The sequence below is a fragment of the Streptomyces sp. NPDC051940 genome, assembly GCF_040680895.1.
Classification (GTDB): domain Bacteria; phylum Actinomycetota; class Actinomycetes; order Streptomycetales; family Streptomycetaceae; genus Streptomyces.
Map to the genome: position 1 here is coordinate 25,266 of NZ_JBFAXR010000046.1, position 19,712 is coordinate 44,977.

13 protein-coding genes are annotated in these 19,712 nt (G+C 71.8%); 12 read left to right on the top strand and 1 reads right to left on the bottom strand.

From position 1 onward, the window contains the following. Positions 1-62 precede the first annotated feature (62 nt). The 4 genes from AB0M28_RS19465 (at position 63) to AB0M28_RS19480 (ending at position 1,996) form a co-directional block, all read left to right on the top strand. On the top strand, positions 63-413 hold the full coding sequence (locus tag AB0M28_RS19465; RefSeq protein WP_365405998.1) for a metallopeptidase family protein: 351 nt from the start codon (positions 63-65) through the stop codon (positions 411-413). 37 nt (positions 414-450) lie between these two features. Further along, on the top strand, positions 451-918 hold the full coding sequence (locus AB0M28_RS19470) for a CrcB family protein (protein WP_365406001.1): 468 nt from the start codon (positions 451-453) through the stop codon (positions 916-918). Further along, a complete protein-coding gene (locus AB0M28_RS19475) occupies positions 915-1,283 on the top strand; it encodes a CrcB family protein (protein WP_365406004.1) in 369 nt (122 codons plus the stop codon). Before AB0M28_RS19470 ends, AB0M28_RS19475 begins: the two co-directional genes overlap by 4 nt. A gap of 245 nt (positions 1,284-1,528) precedes the next feature. Then, entirely contained in the window at positions 1,529-1,996 is a 468-nt protein-coding gene (locus AB0M28_RS19480) for a hypothetical protein (protein ID WP_365406006.1), read from the top strand. Between the two features lie 39 nt (positions 1,997-2,035). Here AB0M28_RS19480 and AB0M28_RS19485 read toward each other — a convergent pair whose 3' ends face one another. Beyond that, positions 2,036-2,170, bottom strand: a complete 135-nt coding sequence (locus AB0M28_RS19485) for a hypothetical protein (protein WP_365406009.1) — start codon at positions 2,168-2,170, stop codon at positions 2,036-2,038. Positions 2,171-2,457: 287 nt separating this feature from the next. Here AB0M28_RS19485 and AB0M28_RS19490 point away from each other — a divergent pair, with 287 nt between their 5' ends. From AB0M28_RS19490 to AB0M28_RS19525, 8 genes are all read left to right on the top strand, one after another. Next, positions 2,458-4,854, top strand: coding sequence for a DEAD/DEAH box helicase (locus AB0M28_RS19490; protein WP_365406011.1), 2,397 nt, complete (start codon positions 2,458-2,460; stop codon positions 4,852-4,854). Positions 4,855-5,201: 347 nt separating this feature from the next. After that, positions 5,202-8,795 (top strand): FG-GAP-like repeat-containing protein, encoded by a 3,594-nt coding sequence (locus AB0M28_RS19495; protein ID WP_365406014.1) that lies wholly within the window; start codon positions 5,202-5,204, stop codon positions 8,793-8,795. A gap of 114 nt (positions 8,796-8,909) precedes the next feature. Beyond that, the gene (locus AB0M28_RS19500) at positions 8,910-9,500 is read left to right on the top strand and encodes a thioredoxin family protein (protein ID WP_365406016.1); all 591 of its coding nucleotides are present in this window, start codon (positions 8,910-8,912) and stop codon (positions 9,498-9,500) included. Next, on the top strand, positions 9,491-9,991 hold the full coding sequence (locus AB0M28_RS19505; RefSeq protein ID WP_365406019.1) for a hypothetical protein: 501 nt from the start codon (positions 9,491-9,493) through the stop codon (positions 9,989-9,991). The genes AB0M28_RS19500 and AB0M28_RS19505 overlap by 10 nt, the downstream gene beginning before the upstream one ends. Before the next feature lie 210 nt (positions 9,992-10,201). Further along, positions 10,202-11,773 (top strand): VCBS repeat-containing protein, encoded by a 1,572-nt coding sequence (locus AB0M28_RS19510; protein ID WP_365406022.1) that lies wholly within the window; start codon positions 10,202-10,204, stop codon positions 11,771-11,773. 284 nt (positions 11,774-12,057) lie between these two features. Next, positions 12,058-13,542, top strand: coding sequence for an FG-GAP-like repeat-containing protein (locus tag AB0M28_RS19515; RefSeq protein WP_365406025.1), 1,485 nt, complete (start codon positions 12,058-12,060; stop codon positions 13,540-13,542). Then, a complete protein-coding gene (locus AB0M28_RS19520; protein WP_365406028.1) occupies positions 13,539-16,625 on the top strand; it encodes an FG-GAP-like repeat-containing protein in 3,087 nt (1,028 codons plus the stop codon). Before AB0M28_RS19515 ends, AB0M28_RS19520 begins: the two co-directional genes overlap by 4 nt. Beyond that, the gene (locus AB0M28_RS19525) at positions 16,625-19,660 is read left to right on the top strand and encodes an FG-GAP-like repeat-containing protein (protein WP_365406031.1); all 3,036 of its coding nucleotides are present in this window, start codon (positions 16,625-16,627) and stop codon (positions 19,658-19,660) included. Before AB0M28_RS19520 ends, AB0M28_RS19525 begins: the two co-directional genes overlap by 1 nt. Positions 19,661-19,712: the final 52 nt, after the last annotated feature.

Genomic DNA, 19,712 nt, shown 5'->3' on the forward strand with positions numbered 1-19,712 from the left:
CCGCGGACCGTATGCCCCGGCCGAGGGCCCTTGTCGGGGTCGGGTGACGGAGAATGGCACACGTGCTGGAGATGCCGAACGAGGAGTTCGAGGAACTGGTCGCGGAAGCGCTGGACCGGATCCCGCCCGAGCTGACGCGGCTGATGGACAACGTGGCCGTGTTCGTGGAGGACGAGCCGAGTCCCGACGACCCGGACCTGCTCGGGCTGTACGAGGGAACGCCGCTGACGGAGCGCGGCGAATGGTACGCGGGCGTGCTGCCCGACCGGATCACCATCTACCGCGGTCCCACGCTGCGCATGTGCGCGTCGCGCGAGGAGGTCGTGGAGGAGACCGAGGTGACCGTCGTTCATGAGATCGCACACCACTTCGGCATCGACGACGAGAGGCTGCACGCGCTTGGGTACGGGTGAGGGCCCACCCGGATCGCCCGTCCGTCGCGGGGGGCGCGTGGAGCCGGTCGACCCCGACGTCGACCTCCATCTGCCCGCGCACCGTGCCGAGACCGTCGGCTCCGGGCTGTGGAAGGTCCTGGCGGCCGTCTCGGCGGGCGGGGTGCTGGGTGCGCTCGCCCGGTACGGGGCGACCGAGCTGTGGCCCGCGCGGTGGGCGGTGCTCGGGGTGAACGTCGTGGGATGCGCGCTGATCGGCGTACTGATGGTGCTGGTGAGCGAGATGGGGTCGGCGCATCCGCTGGTGCGGCCGTTCCTCGGGACGGGGGTGCTCGGCGGGTTCACGACGTTCTCGGCGTACGCCGTGGACTTCGCGGAGCTGCTCCAGGAGGAACGGGTCGGCGCGGCGCTCGGCTACGCGTCCGGCACCCTCGTGGGCGCGCTCGGCGCGGTGTGGGCGGCGGCGTCGGTGACGCGGTGGGCGGTGGCGCGGCGGTCCCCGTCGGAGGCGGTGGGCCACCGGTGAACTGGCTGCTCGTGGCGCTCGGCGCGGCCGTCGGCGCGCCGCTGCGGTATCTCGCGGACCGGGCGGTGCAGGCGCGGCACGACTCGGTGTTCCCCTGGGGGACGTTCGTGGTCAACGCGGCCGGCAGCCTGCTGCTCGGCGCCCTGGCGGGCACGGCGCTGGCGGGTTCCTCGTCGCTGCGGCTGCTGCTGGGGACGGGCCTGTGCGGGGCGCTCACGACGTACTCCACGTTCTCCTACGAGACGCTGCGCCTGACGGAACGCGGCTGGCGGTTCCTCGCGGCGGCGAACGTCGCGGGATCGCTGCTGGTGGGGCTGGGGGCGGCGGTGCTGGGGATGGACGTGGCGGAGGGGCTGGCGGGCTGACCGTCGCGTGGGGGCGCCCCGGTCGACCGCGGGGGCAGGGTCCACCTTGTGGGGGCCGGCGCCCCATCTGCTGTGCATGGCAGCGCTGCGCGGCCGCTGGCCCGTAGGAGGTCCGGGGCGGAGCCCCAGGTTTCCGTCACCCCCCGCCGGAGGCGAGGCGTGTCCTGGTGGGGGGTGCGGGAGTTGAAGGGGTAGCCGCTTCCGTACGACCTCACACCGTCGCCAGGCCCAGAGAGGTGTCTCCGATGGCCGACCTGCCCGCCCGCGCCCTCCGTTCCGCCGCGGTGCTCGCCGCGGTGCTCGCGCTCGGCGGATGCATGACCGTTCCGGGGTCGGAGCGTACGGTCGCGCCGGGGTCGGGGTCCAAGGGCGAGCGGGACGTGTCCCCGGAGGGCGGCGTCGCCGCCTCGCCCGCCCCAGGCCGCCGGGACGGCGGTACCCGGGACGGGGACGACCGCAAGCGGGACGCGGAGAAGTCCGCCACGCCGTCCGCGCCCCCCGGGGCGTCCGGCCGCCCCGCGCCCCCCTCGCGTACGGAGCGCCCCGCCCCGGATCCGACGACACCCCGCCCCCGTCCGTCCACCCCGGATCCGACGACGGAGCCGCCGCCCGAGCCCACCCCGGCCCCGGACCCCACGACGCCCGCCCCGGATCCGACGACCCCGACGCCGGACCCGACGACCGGGGAACCGGCCGGGGCGCCGGTGGCCTGACGGCGTGGGCTCAAGGCGCCGGCTGAAATGAGAGGCAGCTCACGCCGCGAGGTACGCCGCCACCGTGACCAGCAGCGGGACGGCCACCGTCTCGTCGTAACCGAGACGGGTCCCGGAGAGGGCCTGGTGGCTCTGGTCGAGCCAGGCGAGCTGGTTCGGGGTGATGTGCCTCATTCCGCCCCTCGGGAATACGCGGCGACCCCACCTGGTTGGACGGGATACCGCGTATCCGCGTCCAGCCGAAGATCGGCCGCAGCTCGACCTGCCGATTTGCCTCGAGGGCTGTCTTGTGCGTATCGTGGTAGATCGTTTGATCCCATTTGCCCGGCGCCGTAGACCTGAGCGCGCCGTGTGGCGCGTTCCTTTGCCTAGCCGTGGCTGACCGCATCGAGGCGGTCTGTGTGAAATCTGCCGCGGAGTCGTGGGCGCGTGCCGATGACTCCGGAAGGTTTGCATTTCGCATGTCTTTTTCCAGCACCACTGAGCTCAGCCCTGCCCAGGACGAGGCCGTGACGGCCCCCGAGGGCACGGAGACGGCTCCCGTCGCGGAGGCCCCCGAGACCCCCGAGACCCCCGAGCTTACGTTCGCCGACCTCGGCCTCCCCGAGCAGATCGTAAGGAAGCTCGCCCAGAACGGCGTCACCACCCCCTTCCCGATCCAGGCCGCGACCATCCCGGACGCCCTGGCCGGCAAGGACATCCTGGGCCGTGGCCGCACCGGCTCCGGCAAGACGCTCTCCTTCGGCCTGCCGCTGCTGACCACGCTGGCCGGCGGCCACACCGAGAAGAAGCGCCCCCGCGGCCTGATCCTCACCCCGACCCGCGAGCTGGCGATGCAGGTCGCCGACGCCCTGCAGCCGTACGGCGACGTCCTCGGCCTGAAGATGAAGGTCGTCTGCGGCGGTACGTCGATGGGCAACCAGATCTACGCCCTGGAGCGCGGCGTCGACATCCTCGTCGCCACCCCGGGCCGGCTGCGTGACGTCATCGACCGCGGCGCCTGCTCCCTGGACCAGACCCAGGTCGCGATCCTCGACGAGGCCGACCAGATGGCCGACCTGGGCTTCCTGCCCGAGGTCACCGAGCTGCTCGACCAGATCCCGGCCGGCGGCCAGCGCATGCTCTTCTCCGCCACGCTGGAGAAGGAGATCGACACCCTCGTCAAGCGCTACCTGGTGGACCCCGTGTCGCACGAGGTCGACCCGTCCGCCGGTGCCGTGACGACCATGACGCACCACGTCTTCGTCGTGAAGCCGAAGGACAAGGCCCCGGTGACGGCGGCCATCGCGTCCCGCAAGGGCCGCACCATCATCTTCGTACGCACCCAGCTGGGCGCCGACCGCGTCGCCGAGCAGCTGCGCGAGGCCGGCGTGCGCGCCGACGCGCTGCACGGCGGCATGACGCAGGGCGCGCGGACGCGCACCCTCGCGGACTTCAAGGACGGTTACGTCAACTGCCTCGTCGCCACGGACGTCGCCGCGCGCGGCATCCACGTCGACGGCATCGACCTGGTCCTGAACGTCGACCCGGCCGGCGACCACAAGGACTACCTGCACCGCTCGGGCCGTACCGCGCGGGCCGGCCAGTCCGGCGCGGTCGTCTCGCTGGCCCTGCCGCACCAGCGCAAGGGCATCTTCCGCCTGATGGAGGACGCGGGCGTCGACGCCACGCGCCACATCGTCTCGGGCCGCGACTTCGACCCCGAGGTCGCCGAGATCACCGGCGCCCGTTCGATGACCGAGGTCCAGGCGGAGTCGGTGGCGAACGCCGCCAAGCAGGCCGAGCGTGAGGTCGCCTCGCTGGCCAAGGAGCTCGAGCGCGCCACGCGCCGGGCCACCGAGCTGCGCCAGGAGGCCGACGCGCTGTCCGCGCGGGTGGCCCGTGAGCGGGGCGAGGAGCCGGCGGAGACGCCGGTGGTGACGCTGCGGGAGGACGCGGTGGAGACCGCGGCCGCCGCTGCCGCCGAGGCCGTCGAGACCGCCGCGGTGGCTGCCGCCGCCGCTCTCGCCGCCGTCGAGACCTCCGAGCCCGCCGAGTCCGCCGCGTCCGAGACCCGTCCGGCCGCGGAGCGCCGCGACGAGCGGGGCAACTTCGAGCGCCGCGAGCGGTTCGACCGCCGTGACGACCGGGGCGGTTTCGAGCGCCGTGACGACCGTGGCGGTTTCCGCCGGGACGGCGACCGTCCGGGCTTCGAGCGCCGTGACAACCGCGCCGAGCGCCACGACCGCCGCGAGGAGCGCTTCCGCTCCAACGACCGTCGTGACGACCGCGGCGGCTTCCGCCGGGACAACGACCGCCGTGACGGCGACCGTCCGTTCAACCGCGACCGCGGCTTCGAGCGCCGTGACGACCGTGGCGGCTTCCGCCGGGACAACGACCGCCCCGGCTTCCGCCGCGACAACGACCGTCCGGGCTTCCGCCGGGACAACGACCGTCCGGGCTTCGAGCGCCGTGACGACCGTGGCGGCTTCCGCCGGGACAACGACCGCCCGGGCTTCCGCCGCGACAACGACCGCCGTGACGGCGACCGTCCGTTCAACCGCGACCGCGGCTTCGAGCGCCGTGACGACCGTGGCGGCTTCCGCCGCGACAACGACCGCCCCGGCTTCAACCGGGACAACGACCGTCCGGGCTTCAACCGTGACAACGACCGCCGCGACGGCGCCCGCTCCTTCGAGCGCCGCGACCACCGCACCGGCGGCGACCGCCCGTACAACCGCGACCGCCGCGACGGCCGCCCGTCGCACGGCGCCCCCCGCACGGGCGACCGCCCGTACGGCCGCCGCGACGACCACCGCTCCGGCTCCTTCGGCGCCAACCGCCGCGAGGACAAGCCGCGTTGGAAGCGCAACGGCTGACGCCGGCAGATCCTGATTCAGGGAAGGGCCCTGGAGAGCGCCTCGGCGCGCTCTCCAGGGCCCTTCCGTTTGTGCGGGGCCCGTCGGGGCGTATCCCGCTTCGTTGAACAAGTTCAAATAGGTGTTTCCAGTGGGGCGAACCCCTGCTAGTCTCTGGTCGCCCCGATCGGGGTGGACCAGAGGGGCCCCACACCCTCCACCTGACTTTCGTTCGTGCTTCCACGCGTACCGCGTGGCCTGGAACGCTCGCGCCGGACAAGGCGCCTGCCGTCAGTCGTTTTCGGAATGGGGGGCCCACATTGGGGCACCGGATGATGTCGGCCACTCGCCTGGGTGGCCTCACCAGCGTGCATGCGGTACTGCTCGCGTTCACCGTGCTGGCCTCGCTCCTGCTGCCCGTCGGTGTGGCGCGTGCGGAGGACCCGGCGCCCGAGGACTGCGCGCCGCTCGCGCTGGCGCCCTTCGGGGATCCCGGTTCAGCGATCGCAACGGGGTCACTCCAGTCGGAGGAGGCCCACTGCGTCACCCTCACCGTCAGCGCGGGCACCCACATCCTGCGCCTCTCGGACTCCGGCAACGAAGTCGTGGCCTCCGTGGACGGGCTGGAGGGTGAGCAGGGGTGCTACGCCTCGATCACCACGACTGGCTGGTGCGCGCTGAACTCGGGCACGTACACGGTGCACATCCGCAACCAAGGCTTCGGCGCCCAGACCTACGAGTTCGCCGTGGCTCCGGCTGCCCAGACGCAGGGCTGTGCCGCCATCAGCACCCGCTGGGACGAACCGGCCACCTCCTTGCAGCCGGCCGTGGCCGTCCAGATGGACTGCCGGGTCTTCGAGGGCCGGTCCGGTGAGCGCGTGGACGTGATCGTCGCCGGCGGCGCCGAGCGCCGGGTCGTCGACGCACGAGGGGAGGGCACCTGCGTCCGTGACGGCGGGGACGGCTGTGTCCTGCAGGGCGACGGTCCGTACCGTGTGCTGTCGTACACGCCCGGCCGCGACACGCCGGCCTACACACTCAGGCTCGGCAGCCTGTCCGACCCGCAGGGCTGTGTCACCCTCCAGTCCGGCACGTTCGGTGCCCCTCCGGTCGGCCCGATGAGCAACCAGGCCTGTCGCACTCTGACCGTCCCGGCCGCGGGCCGCTACGTGGTGGGGACGGTGAGCTCCGGGCCCAACGCCTTCGTTGACGCTCCAGCCGTCTACGACGATGACGGAAGCCGGCTCTGCCTGGAATCGGGCTGGTGCACCTTCCCTGGAGCGGGCAGCTATCACCTGCTGATGAGGGAGGCGTACTTCGAACAGGCGGGGACGGTGTTCATCGACGCGGCCGACGCCACCGGCTGCGTGCCGGTCGCGGCGGGCACCTACCGTGGCGACATCGGTTCCGTCGGCGAGTACGACTGCCTGGAGCTTCCGATGACGACGGGTGCCACGATCGCTGCGGTCAGGGATCCGGACGCGCCGGTCCGGCCGGTGATCGAGGTCGTCGACCGCGACGGCAGCGCGGTGTGTGCGCAGGAGGGGCTGAGCAAGGGCACCTGTGCGCTGACGGGTACGGCTCCTTACCGGCTGATCGCACATGGCGGCGCCGGGGAGTACGGGCTGTACCTGGTCCGCACCGACAGCCCGGCGGGCTGCCAGGAACTGCCCGCCGGTAGCTTCGCGGACGGCTCGCCGCACGCGACTCTCGCCACCGGTGACGGCGTGTTCGCCGGCTGCGGCACCATCGCCGCGGACCAGCACACCGCGAGCGAGGTCGTGCAGTTCCAGCAGGTCGCCGGGACCGCCCGGATGAGCCTGTCGGTCATCGACAGCGACGGCAAGCAGGTCTGCGAGCACTTCGGTGGCACCAACGGGTGGGTCGGCTGCCGCCTGACGCCCGGGAAGGCCCACATCGTCCTGTACCAGGCACGCAACCAGGCCGCTTCGTACGAGATCACCCGCCGGGACATCACCGCGACGGCACAGGGCTGCGCACAGACTCCGGCCACCACCGTCGGCGGGCCGTCCACCAAGGGCGCGTCCAGCGGTGCGACGACCCTGCGCTGCCACCAGGTGACTACGGGGAGCACCGCGGACTCCCTCCACCTGGATGTACGAGACGCCAACGGCACGACGAACCTGATCGTCTTCGACGCGGACGGGCAGATGGAGTGCGGCTTCCGCAACCGGGCCTGCGCGGCCCGGGGCTCGACGAGTTACCAGGTGCTGACGCAGGTGCCGGCCGGTCTGGCGATGCCGGCCGAGTACCGGCTCGACGCCTGGCGGTTCGCGGGCGCGGAAGGCTTCGCTCCGGAGTGCAAGCGGGTGGCCTCGGTCGCGTACGGCTACGGACCGGTCACCGGAACCCTGACCGAGACGCACACGGCGGACTGCGCGGTCCTGCCCACGGCCTGGTCCGACCGGTTCATTCCGACGATCACAGACACGGCCGGCGGTATGTACACCGCGGCGCCGCATCTCTACACCGACAACGGGGGGATCTGGAAGGACGGCTGCGTCGACAGCTATCCGCCGTGCGGTGTGCTGTCCGGGTCCACGGAGACGGTGCCGAGCCTCTTCGTACTCGGCCTGCCGGAGAAGGCGTCCCAGACCTCCTACCGTGCCCAACTCGCCTGCGACAGAGGCGTGTGCGGTGGCGAGAGCTTCAAGCCGACGTCGTTCTCGCCGACTGCCGCCGCCACCGGTACGACGGTGACGGTCACCGTGAAGGGGACGGCTCTCAAGGCGGACATGAGGGTACGTCTGACGGGTAACGGTACGACGATCGAGGCCGCCACAACCTCGGCCTCCGCGGACTGGACGACGCTCACGTCGACCTTCGACCTGCGGGGGGTGGCCGTGGGCGGCTACACGCTGAGCGTCACCGGTACTTCCAGCTATCTGCTGGGCACCTTCTCGGTGACCCAGCAGGCTCTGACGAACCTCGCCAAGCCGACGGTGAAGGGTCCGGCCCTGGTGGGCGCCACGCTCACCGCCACCACCGGCAGCTGGCCCGACGGCCCCACGTCGTTCACCTATCAGTGGAACGCGAACGGCACGGCGATCACCGGTGCCACCTCCGCCGCCTACCGTGTCCCGGCCTCCATGCGCGGCAAGAGCCTCACGGTCGCGGTCACCGCGCACAAGAGCGGCTGGACCAGCGCCACGGCCACGTCCTCGGCGGTGACGATCTCCGCGGCCCGCCGGGATCATGTCGGTTCGGACGGTGTGGGTGATCTGTTGTCGTTGAGTTCGACGGGTGCGTTCTCGTTCCACAAGGGTGGTGGTTTCACGTCGAAGGTGTCGGGGGCGGTGTGGTCGACGTCGTTGGTGGCGGTGCCGTTCGGGGATGTGAACGGGGATCGGTGCAATGACGTGCTGGTGCGGTTCAGCAGTGGCACGCTGCGGGCGTACAAGCCGGCGTGCGGTCAGGCGCTCGGCAGCTCGACGCCGTATACGTCGCTGGGGACGGGTTGGGAGCTGTACAACGCGCTGACGTCGCCGGGTGACATGACGGGTGACGGGCGGGCGGATCTGCTGGCTCGCGGGGCGAAGACCGGGACGCTGTATCTGTTCCCGGGCACGTCGGGCGGGAAGCTGGGCGCGCGGAAGACGGTGCGTACGAGCTGGTCGGGCTTCACGCACATCGTGGGTGCCGGGGACCTGAACGGCGACGGCATCGGAGATGTCCTCGCCCGTAGCACGACGGGGAAGCTGTACCGCTGTTACGGCCGCGCGGACGGGACCCTCGGTTCGGGTGTCGTGCTGTGGTCGGACTGGGGCGCGTCGTACAAGGAGGTCATCGGCGTCGGCGACATCACGGGCGACGGCAAGGCGGACCTCGTCGTGCGGGACAAGTACGGCAACCTCTACCGCAACGCCGGCAACGGCAACGGCACCTTCGGCGGGCGTGTGAAGGTCGCCACCGGCTGGCAGGGCTACAAGGCCGTGTACTGAGGGCAAGGGCCCCAACAACGCCTGGCGTTGTGGGGCCCTTGCCGCTTCGCTACGCTGCGGGCGCCGCGGTGAGCGGGAGTTGAGGCGCTGTGAGGGCGCCGGGGGGAAAGAATCATGCGCAGACAGCGAATACGCGTACATCTGACAGCCGCGGCGGCCGTGTCCGCCGCACTCGCCCTGACCCTGACGGCCTGCGGCAGCGGCGATTCGTCCTCGGACGGGAACGGCGCGAAGGGCGGGACACCGGCCTCCGCGTCCACCTCACCCGAAGCGTCGGCCCCGGCGACCGACTCGGCCGAGCCGGCCGGGACCGAGTCCCACCACGGCTACGACCCCGCCCGCGACGCCCAGGCCGACATCGACGCCGCGCAGCGGGCGGCGAAGGGCGACGGCAAGGCCGTGCTGATCGACTTCGGGTCCGGCTGGTGCGTCGACTGCCAGGTACTGGGCAAGCACTTCGAGAGCGCCGATATCGCGGCGCTGCTCAAGGACAAGTACCACGTGGTCACGGTCGACGTCGGCGAGTTCGACCTCAATCTGGACGTGGCGGCGCAGTACGTGGACCTGGAGAAGAGCGGTATCCCCGCACTGGTCGTGCTGGGACCCGACAGCGACCTGCGCGTGGCCACCAACCAGGGCGAGTTCGCGAACGCCCACACCATGGACGCGGCGCCGGTGAAGGAATTCCTGCTCAAGTGGGCATGACCCGACGCCGGTTGCTGGTCCTGCCGGTGTGCCTGGCGGCACTCGGCGCGGCCGCGTGCGGGCAGGACGGCGAACCGCGCACCGAGACCGCCTTCGAGGACGGCGGGGTGGCGGTGCGGGTGACCGTGGAGGGCGACCGCGTCACGGCGGTGCTCACGCCGCAGCGCGAGACCTTCCACCTCTACAGCCTGTCCCTCCCCGACGAGGGCGTCGACGGCCTGGGCATCCCGACCCGCCTCTCGGTCTCCGACGGCCTGACGGCCACCGGGACCGCGCACGCCCCGGATGCCCGGGAGCGCACGCTGCGGCCGGCGGGCCTAGGCGTGGAGCTGCCGGTGTACGAGGACGGCCCGGTCACCGTGGTGCTGCCCGTCCGCCGCTCCGGCGGCGCCGAGTCCGCCCGCGTACACCTGAGTTACGGCGCGTGCAGCGAGAGTCTGGGCTGTCTGCCGCCCGTTCGGGACCGGGTGGTCGGGGTGCGGCTGCCGTGAGCTGAAAAGTCATGCACATGGCCGAAGAAAGCGCCTTCCGTGGCAGGTGTGGCCGCTGATACGATCCGGCTGCTCGAGTGCGACGTCTGTCGCACCATCCGGGAGGGCCCCACCCCGCTCGCGCGAGTCCGTACGCCACATGTGCAGCCGCCGGTGTTCCGGCGGACATCGCCATGCCGGTTTCCGTGCCGGGAGCTCTGGGGGGTTTCCATGAAGCGGTCCGTCCGTATCCGCGCGCCTCGTTCGCTCGCGCGCCTGGCCGTCGCAGCGGCCGGCGCGGGCGCCGTGCTGGCGGGGCTGCTCACCGCGGCCGCGCCGCAGGAGGCGCAGGCCGCGGGCAGCGTCCCGTCCTGGGTGATCCCGCTGCACTTCGAGGACCAGGCGACGGGGGTCCGGCGGTCCTGCACGGGTGTCGCGGTGACCCGCAGCCGGGTGCTGGCGACGCCCGACTGCTTCACCGGGATGTCCAAGCAGGACCTCGAGTTCATTTACGACCCCTCCACCGGGCAGGTCATCAGCGGCGGCAACGACCCCCGTTACCGGAACCATCCGCGCTACGACTCCGCCACCCGCAGGGCCGACTGGTCCGTCTTCATCCGCCAGACGCCTTCGTCGTACGGGAAGGCGGTACTGGCATCGTCGGCCGACGCGGCTCTGTACGACGCGGGGTCGGCGGCGACCTTCTACTCCTGGTCCGGGCTGAATGTCGAGGACGCCCCGCGCACCCGGCACTCCGAGCCCGTGGTGGTGAGGCCGGCCTCCGAGTGCGCCTCGCTGCTGGGCTCCACCCTCCCGTGGGGCACCTTCTGCACGACGCCCGCGCCGGGCGCCCCACCGGTGGCGGACGAGGACCAGTGCCTGGGTGACGCGGGCGGCGCGCTCGTGGCCGGAGGCAGGCTCGTCGGGTTGTCCACGACCCGTTCCACCGGCTGTGTGCAGAGCGGCGTGCGGCTCTACACGAGCGTCGCGGCGTACCGGGCGCAGATGACCGGCTTCAGCCGCGAGGTCGACACCTGGACCGGCGACCTGGGATCGGTCCTCGCCCGTAAGACGATCAGCAGCAGCGGCGGAGCCATGATCGACGTCTGCGCGATCGGCCAGGACGGCAAACTCTACGGCTGCCGCGCCGACAACGGCGGTGCCGCGTCCGACTGGGGCTACACCTTCTCCACCCAGTTCGGCGATCTGAAGGGCGACGGCGAGGGCGACTGGCTGGTCAAGACCTCGGGCGGCACGGCCTACCGGGTGGTGAACCCGCTGGACGCCTGGGTCGAGGACGCGCCGCGGCAGTGGCTCGGCTCCGGCTGGGACAAGTACAAGAACCTGGTCGCGACCCGCGACCTGAGCGGTGACGGCCTACCGGACATCCTCGCGCGCGACACGTATGGCGTGGTGTGGCTGTACAAGGGCAAGAGCGACGGGTCGGTGTCCGGCCGTACGAAGATCACGACCTGGAAGTACTACACGGCGATCGCGGGCCGCGGCGACTACTCGGGCGACGGGAAGAACGACGTCGTGGCCCGGGACTCGGCCGGTGTGCTGTGGCTGTACCGCGGCAACGGCCACGGCGGTTTCGAGGCGCGGACGCAGGTCGGCTCCGGCTGGAACAAGTTCAACGTGATCGTCGGCAGCGGCGACATGGACCACGACGGCCGCCAGGACCTCGTCGTCCGCACGACGGAGGGCGCGGCCTATCTCTTCAACGCCGACCATGCGGGCGGCTTCTACACCAAGAAGCTCCTCGCGTCGTCCGGCTGGCAGTACTTCAGCAAGATCGCCTGAGCGGGTTCCGTGCACCCTTGTGAAGTCATGCACATGGCCATGGAAAGCGCCTTCCATGACCACGTATCCCGCTGATACGATCCCGCTGCTCCGGTGCGATCTCTGTCGCACCCTCCGAGAGGGCCCCACCCCGCTCACGCGAGTCCCGTATGCACAGCACGCCGCCGGCGTTCCGGTGTGCGTCGTCGTACCCGGTTCGATTGCCGGGAGTACCGAGGGGTCTCATGAGTCGTTTCGCGCGCGGGCGTGTGCGCCGCTCGTTCGTCCGATGTGCCGTCGCGGCAGTGGGTGCGGGTGCCGTACTCGCCGGCCTGCTCACCGGCGCCGCGCCCGAGCGCGCCCACGCCGCGGACAGCGTGCCGTCGTGGCTCGTGCCGATGTACTTCGACGGCGGGGACAGCCATCGCGCCTGTACGGGCGTCGCGCTCACCCGGACCCGGGTACTGGCCCCGGCCGACTGCTACACGGGCAAGATCGATACGGGCGTTCAGTACTTCTACGACCAGGAGACCGGCACTCTCGAATCCGGGAGCGGCAGCACGGTCTACCGGGTCCACCCCCGCTACGACCAGGCCAGCCGCCGTGCCGACTGGTCCATGCTCGTCCGGTCGACGCCCTCGTCGTTCGGCCGGGCCGTCCTCGCCTCGTCGTCCGACGCCTCGCTGTACGACGCGGGCTCGGCGGCGACCTTCCACTCCTGGGCCGGACTGGACCTTGAGGACGCGCCGCGGATCCGGCACTCAGAGGCCGTGGTGGTGAAGTCGGCCGCCGAGTGCTCCTCGCTGCTCGGCCGGGCGCTCCCCTGGGGCACCCTGTGCACCGTCCCCGCGCCCGGCGCCCCGCCGGTCGCCGACGACGACCAGTGCTTCGGCGACGCCGGGGGCGCGCTGGTGGCCGGGGGCAAGCTGATCGGGATCTCCGCGACCGCCAGCACCGGCTGCGTGCAGGGCGGGGTGCGGCTGTACACCAGCGTCCCGGCGTTCCGGGGGCAGATGACCGGCTTCAGCCGCGAGGTGGAGCACCGCGACGACTCCCTGGGCATGGTCATCGGCCGTGAGCCGGGCGGCAGTTACGAGAACGTGCTGCTGGACGTGTGCCAGCTCCGCTGCAGCGCGGACGGCACGGGCAACGCGGTCACCTGGAACTACGTCTTCACCACGCAGTTCGGCGACCTCAAGGGCGACGGCGAGGGCGACTGGCTCGCCAAGACCCCGGCGGGCACGCTCTACCGGCTCACCCATGTGGCGACCACCGGGGTCGACAGGGCCTCGCGGCAGAACCTCGGCGACTGGTGGAACAAGTTCAACCGGCTCGTCGCCACCCGTGATCTGAGCGGCGACGGCCTGCCCGACCTGCTCGCCCGGGACAAGGACGGCGTGGTGTGGCTGTACAAGGGCCTGGCCGACGGGTCGCTGTCGGGCCGTACCAAGGTCGCCACCTGGAAGTACTACACCGCGATCGCCGGCCGCGGCGACTACTCGGGCGACGGCAGGAACGACGTCGTGGCCCGGGACGGCAACGGTGTGCTCTGGCTGTACCGCGGCAACGGCCGCGGCGGCTTCGAGCCGCGCACCAAGGTCGGCTCGGGCTGGAACAAGTTCGACATCATCACCGGCAGCGGCGACATGGACCACAACGGGCGCCAGGACATCATCGCCCGGACCCCGGACGGCGCCGGCTATCTGTTCAACGCCGACCACGCGGGCGGGTTCTACGCGAAGAAGCAGCTGACCGCGTCGGCCTGGAAGTACTACTCCAAGATCGCATGACCTCTTTCCCGGAGGAAGCCATGGGCCGTCGCGCCCTCGTACAAAGCCGTGCACGTCTGCGCACCACCGTGGCCGCCGCCCTTGCCGCGGCCGTCGCGGCGGGCGCCGCCCCGGCACCGTTCGCCGCGGCGGCGGACGAGCCCGTGCCGGAGCACGTGGTGTTCGCCAACGACCGCTACGTTCCAAGGGCGGAGGCGCTGTACGGCGCGGGCGTCTCCGGCGTGCTGCACAAGCGCGAGGGGACCAGCGGGATGCTGTGGACCCGGTGGGACGGCACCACCGTCGCCGCGCCCGTGCCGCTGGCCTCGCCCTCGCCCGTCATCACCGGCACCTGGCTCTTCGGGGCCACGGACACGGTGATCAGCCAGGGCAGCACACTGCCGCTGCGGGCCACCGACCTGGAGACGGGCGCCTCCTACGAGTTCGCCCTCCCGGAGGGGCACACGGCGGTGGGATACGTCGGCAACCGCGTCCTCACCAGGACCGGTGCGGCGGGTGCGTACACCCACCACCTGCTGGCGTGGGACGGCGCCGAGTCCTTCGGAGCGGTGGCGGAGGTCGCCGCCCCGGCCGGCTACACCGTCACCGCGGTCCTGGCCGCCGACGCCCGGCAGGCCGTCGTCCGTTACGCCGACACCGAGCAGCGTTCCCGATTCGGACTGGTCGATCTCGAGACGGGCGCCTTCACGGCGGGGCCGGTGGCGGTCGGTTCGCAGGTCACGCTGACACCGACCCGGCTGGTGTGGGCATCCGGCGGGACCACACTCTCCTGGGTGCCGCGCGCCGACCTGTCCGCCGCGGTGACCCAGCGCACCGTGCCGCCGCAGGGTGGCGCCAACCCGGTCGTCGGCGCGGCGGGCGACTCCGTGTTCGTCGCCTGGAAACTGCTGTCCGGCAGCCTGCCCGACCTGGTCGACCAGAGCGGAATGCGCCTCCAGTCCGTGACCCTGAGCAGCTCCTCCACCGGCACCCAGCCGGTGGACGTGCTGCGGCACGCCGCCACCACGCTCGTCACCGCCGCCGACGGCCGGCTGGTCGTCGCCGGCGGGACCGACTCCGGGCACTGGGCGCTGCGGACGATCGCGCCGGACACCGCCACGCCCACCGCGCTGGCGGACGTGCCGCCCGTACCCGCGCGGCTGCAGAGCATCTCGCTTGCGAACGGCACGTTCGCCACCGCCGACGCGGACGGCCACTTCCAGAGCACCTACGTGACCCGGAAGATCACGACCACCGGACCGGGCCTCGGGGTCGGCCCGAAGACCATCGTGAACTGGCAGTTCGGACAGCCCGCCTACACATCCGCCGGTGACGGCCGGGCGGTGTTCGTGAGCACCTCGCCGGAGGACACCACGGTCGACGACGGGATCTCCACCGACGACGCGGGCTTCTTCCGCGCCCCGTCCTCCGGCGGCCGTCTCACGGAGGTGACCGGACGCTACGCGATCGTCAACGGAGCCGACCCGGCGCAGCAGTACATCGGCGATCTCGCCGTCCACCTCGATCTGCTGCCGATCCTCACCCGGTCGGTCACCGCGTCGTCGGTCTGGGGCAGCGAGCTGTGGGCCCCCAGCACCACCACGCCCGGCAAGGTCTCCGCGATCGACCTGAAGAAGAAGACGACCACCACCACCGTCCTCACCGGCGCCCCCTGCGTGGCGAAGGAGCTGCAGGTCGTCGGCCGCTGGATGTACTGGTCCTGCGGTGCCGGCCAGACGGCGGGTGTCTACGACCGCAACCGCGGCACATCGTTCTCCGTGCCCACCGACGTCGCACAGCTCGGCGACGGCTATCTGGCGAGCTATCACAGCGCCTCGCACGAACTGCGGCTGACGGAGTTCGCCGACGGCACCCCGTCCACCCGCGTCGTCGACACGCTCAGCTCCGGGGCGCGCGGAGTGCGCTGGACCGTCGACAAGTTCGGCGGCCCGGTGGCGTACATCGCCGACGACCAGAGCGTCCACCTCGCGCCCTCCGGCGTGCCCACCCAGCCGATCGCGGTGACGGAGTGGGACGCGGGGACGTTCGTGAACGTGCAGAACGCGACGGTGCCGTGGCGGGCCCGGTGGCAGCTGTCCAAGCCGGGCTCCGGCTGGACGCTGACGTTCCGCAGCCGCGCCACGGGCGCGGTGGTGCGCACCATCAGCGGGAGTACGGGCGGGCAGGGGCTCGTCAGCGCGGACTGGGACGGCAAGGACGCGGCCGGAAAGCCGGTGGCCAACGGCTCGTACACCTGGACGGTGACCGTCAGCCCGGCGGACGGACAGGGGGCGCCCGCGATGAGGTCGGGCACCGTGTCCGTGAGCGGGGGGCTGCCCGTACGCCACGACCACATCTGGTCGGACGGCGTCGGGGACCTGCTCACGCTGAACAGCTACGGCACCTTCACCTTCCAGGTGGGTACGGGCACGGGCGGCTTCCAGGCCAAGTTCTCCGGGGGCGGCTGGCCCACCTCGGCCACCGCCGTGCCGTTCGGTGACATGGACGGCGACCGGTGCAACGAGGTGCTGGTGCGGCTGAGCAGCGGCGCGCTGCGGGCGTACAAGCCGCGCTGCGGCAAGCTGGCCACCTCCTCCGCGTACACGTCGCTGGGGTCGGGATGGGAGCTGTACAACGCGCTGACGTCGCCGGGTGACATGACCGGTGACGGGCGGGCGGATCTGCTGGCCCGGGGTGCGAAGACCGGGACGCTGTACCTGTTCCCGGGGACGGCGGACGGGAAGCTGGGTGCGCGGAAGGTCGTGCGTACGAGCTGGTCGGGCTTCAGCCACATCGTCGGGGCGGGGGATCTGAACGGCGACGGCATCGGGGATGTGCTGGCCCGCAGCACGGGCGGGAAGCTGTACCGCTGCTACGGGCGGGCGGACGGTACCCTCGGTTCGGGTGTGGTGCTGTGGTCCGACTGGGGCGCCTCGTACAAGGACGTCGTCGTCGTCGGCGACATCACCGGCGACGGCAAGGCCGACCTCGTCGTCCGGGACAAGTACGGCAACCTCTACCGCAACGCCGGTACCGGAAACGGGACGTTCGGCGGGCGCGTGAAGATCGCCACCGGATGGCAGGGCTACAAGGGGGTCTTCTGATGCTGTCGCACATCCGACTGCGCCGACCGCGCCGCATGCTGGCCGCCGCGCTGGCCGCCGGCGCCGTGGTCACCGGCCTCGTGGCGCCAGCCGCGCAGGCGGCGGACGCCCCCGCCGAGGTGATCATCCCGGCCGGAGCGCGCTACATCCCCCGCGACGACCGCATCTCCGAGGCCGGCGCGACGGGCTATCTGCACACCCAGGAGGGCAGCACCGGCACGCTGTGGACCGACTACGCGACCGGTGGGACGCGGGCGGTCGACGCGTCCGTCGGGGACGACCACAGCGCGGCCCACTCGGGTCTGCGGGCACAGCTCGACACGGTTACGCGGGTGGTGAGCGTCCGCGATCTGGCGACGGGTGAGGTCACCGGGTTCCAGCTGGGCGCCGGCCAGTTCTGGTCGGGCGCCTTCACGGACGACTCCGTCGTGACGGCCACGCACGTGGACGGCAACCTGACCGGGATGTCCATCCTCACCCGGGCCGGCGGCGAGGTGCGGGAGCGCCAGGTCACCGGCCTTCCTGCGGGGTGGAACCAGTATGGACTCGTCGACACCCAGGACGCCCGCGGCGCGATCATCCGTATGAGGACCGACGACTTGACGAAGTCCGCGTACTACCTGCTCGACTACGCCACCGCCGCGGTCCAGCTCATCCCGGCCGCGATGGCCGACCGGACACCGATCCTCGCGGGCGACTATCTGCTGTCGAGTCCGACGTTCGAGGACCAGGTCGCGACCGTGCCGCGCGACAACCCCTCGGCGACTCCCGTGGTCACCCAACTCACGCCCCCCGGCGGCGGGGAGTGGAAGCCCGCCCGGACGGCCGTGGTCGGTGACTGGCTCGTCTTCAGCCATCCGCTCCTCTACGACGCGATGGCGACCGTACCCGGAGGCGAACTCCAGGCCGTACGCATAGGCGGCACCGAGGTGCACCGGCTGCTGCGCTACTCCACCTGGTACCTCCCCACCGCACCCGACGGCAGCGTGCTGGCCACGGGAGGCAGCGGATCCACGGACTGGGCCGTGCGCCGCGTCACCGTCGGGGCGGACGGCGCCCCGGAGCTAACGACGATGCAGACCGTGCCCAGCATCCCCGCCACCATCAACTCGCTGGCGTTCGGCGGCGGTCGGCTGAGCTTCCAGTCGAAGGCCGACGGCTCGCCGGTCAAGGGCCTGTACGAGTACGACACGGCCCTCACCGGAACGCCCGCCGTCGGAGAGCGCCGGCTGGCCTTCCGGATGCCGGACCCGGTCGGTCCGGTGCGGACGCTCGCCGACGGCCACTCGGCCTACCTCGACGGCCCCCACGCCATACGCCCGCTGACGCTCAACAGCATGAGCACCGTCGACGTACCGAGCGGCAGCACGCTCGTGGACGCCGCGGGCCGGTACGTCGTGGTCAACGGCTCGGACGGCAAGCAGTACATCGGCGACTTCGAGATGCACATGGGCACGAGCGTCCTCCTCACCCGTACGAAGACGGCCGCCGCGCTCTGGGGCAACAAGCTGTGGAAGCCGGCCGCCACGACCGGCACGGTCGACTCGTACGACCTGGTGACGCGGAAGACCTCCACCGCCGTCAGCCTCGGCTCCGGGTGCGTGCCCACCGAGCTGCAGGCCGCCGGCCGCTGGCTGTACTGGTACTGCGCCTCGGGCAACAAGGCCGGGGTGTACGACCAGCAGCTGAAGAAGAGCGTCGCCGTGCCCACCGGCGAGGCGCTGCTGGGCGACGGTTTCCTCGTACGCCACGACGCGACCGCGGGCCGGCTGCTGCTGACGGACTTCCACCTCGGGGCGGGCACCGCTCCGGCCACCACCGCGTTCGCCGATCTCCCGCAGGCGGGTTCGCAGGGGCGCGGGGTGAACTGGACCGTGGACAAGTACGGCGGCCACGTCGCGTTCGTGGACGCGCAGCAGCGCATCCACATCAAGCCGGTGACCGTGCCCCGTTCCCCGGTGACCCTGGCCGGCGCGCAGGCCCCCACCGATGTGGACGTCAGCGCGTCCACCCCCTGGCAGGGCACCTGGCTGCTCAGCCGGCCCGCGCTGTCCGCGAAGCTCACCCTGAAGGACGTGCGCGGCCGGGTGGTCAGGACGCTCACCGGCTTCACGCGCCAGAACGCGCAGCTGGGCTTCACCTGGGACGGCAAGGACGACCAGGGCGCCGTCCCCGTCGGCGGACCCCACACCTGGACGCTGTCCGCGGACCTGGGCGACGGCTCGGGCCTGCGTACGATCGCGAGCGGTCCGCTGGCCGTCCTCGGCGGCAAGACCGCCCCACGTGACTACGACGGCGACGGCACGGGCGAGTTGCTCACCCTGACCACCGGCGGGACGCTCAGTGCGCAGGAGGTCCAGGTGAACTCGTCGCTGGCCACGAGCGCCTCGGGCTGGCCCACGACGTCCGTGTTCGTCCCCTTCGGCGACCTGGACGGCGACCGCTGCAACGACGTGCTGGTCAAGTCCTCGTCCGGCACCCTGCGCAAGTACTCGGGGCAGTGCAAGGGCGCGGTGAGGACGGCCAGCCCGTACACGTCGCTGGGGACGGGCTGGGAGCTGTACAACGCACTGACGTCGCCGGAGGACATGACAGGTGACGGCCGTCCGGACCTGCTGGCCCGGGGCGCGAAGACCGGGACGCTGTACCTCTTCCCGGGCACGGCGGACGGGAAGCTGGGCGCCCGGAGGGTGGTCCGTACGAGCTGGTCGGGCTTCACCCACATCGTCGGCGCCGGCGACCTGAACGGCGACGGCATCGGGGACGTCCTGGCCCGCAGCACGACCGGCAAGCTCTACCGCTGCTACGGCCGCGCCGACGGCACCCTCGGCTCGGGCGTCGTCCTGTGGTCGGACTGGGGCGCCTCGTACAAGGACGTCGTCGTCGTCGGCGACATCACCGGCGACGGCAAGGCGGACCTCGTCTCCCGCGACAAGTACGGCAACCTCTACCGCAATTCGGGCAACGGCAACGGGACCTTCGGCGGCCGGACGAAGCTCGGCACCGGGTGGACCACCACGCTGAAGCTGTTCTGACCGTTCGGCACGTTCCGGAAGAACCCTGTAGACATGTGAGGTGTTCGATGCT

Excerpts from the sequence above, each read along its gene's own strand:
- AB0M28_RS19480 (WP_365406006.1), top strand. The coding sequence starts at position 1,529 with ATGGCCGACCTGCCCGCCCGCGCCCTCCGTTCCGCCGCGGTGCTCGCC.
- AB0M28_RS19485 (WP_365406009.1), bottom strand. The coding sequence starts at position 2,170 with ATGAGGCACATCACCCCGAACCAGCTCGCCTGGCTCGACCAGAGCCAC.
- AB0M28_RS19490 (WP_365406011.1), top strand. The coding sequence starts at position 2,458 with ATGTCTTTTTCCAGCACCACTGAGCTCAGCCCTGCCCAGGACGAGGCC.
- AB0M28_RS19500 (WP_365406016.1), top strand. The coding sequence starts at position 8,910 with ATGCGCAGACAGCGAATACGCGTACATCTGACAGCCGCGGCGGCCGTG.
- AB0M28_RS19510 (WP_365406022.1), top strand. The coding sequence starts at position 10,202 with ATGAAGCGGTCCGTCCGTATCCGCGCGCCTCGTTCGCTCGCGCGCCTG.
- AB0M28_RS19520 (WP_365406028.1), top strand. The coding sequence starts at position 13,539 with ATGACCTCTTTCCCGGAGGAAGCCATGGGCCGTCGCGCCCTCGTACAA.
- AB0M28_RS19525 (WP_365406031.1), top strand. The coding sequence starts at position 16,625 with ATGCTGTCGCACATCCGACTGCGCCGACCGCGCCGCATGCTGGCCGCC.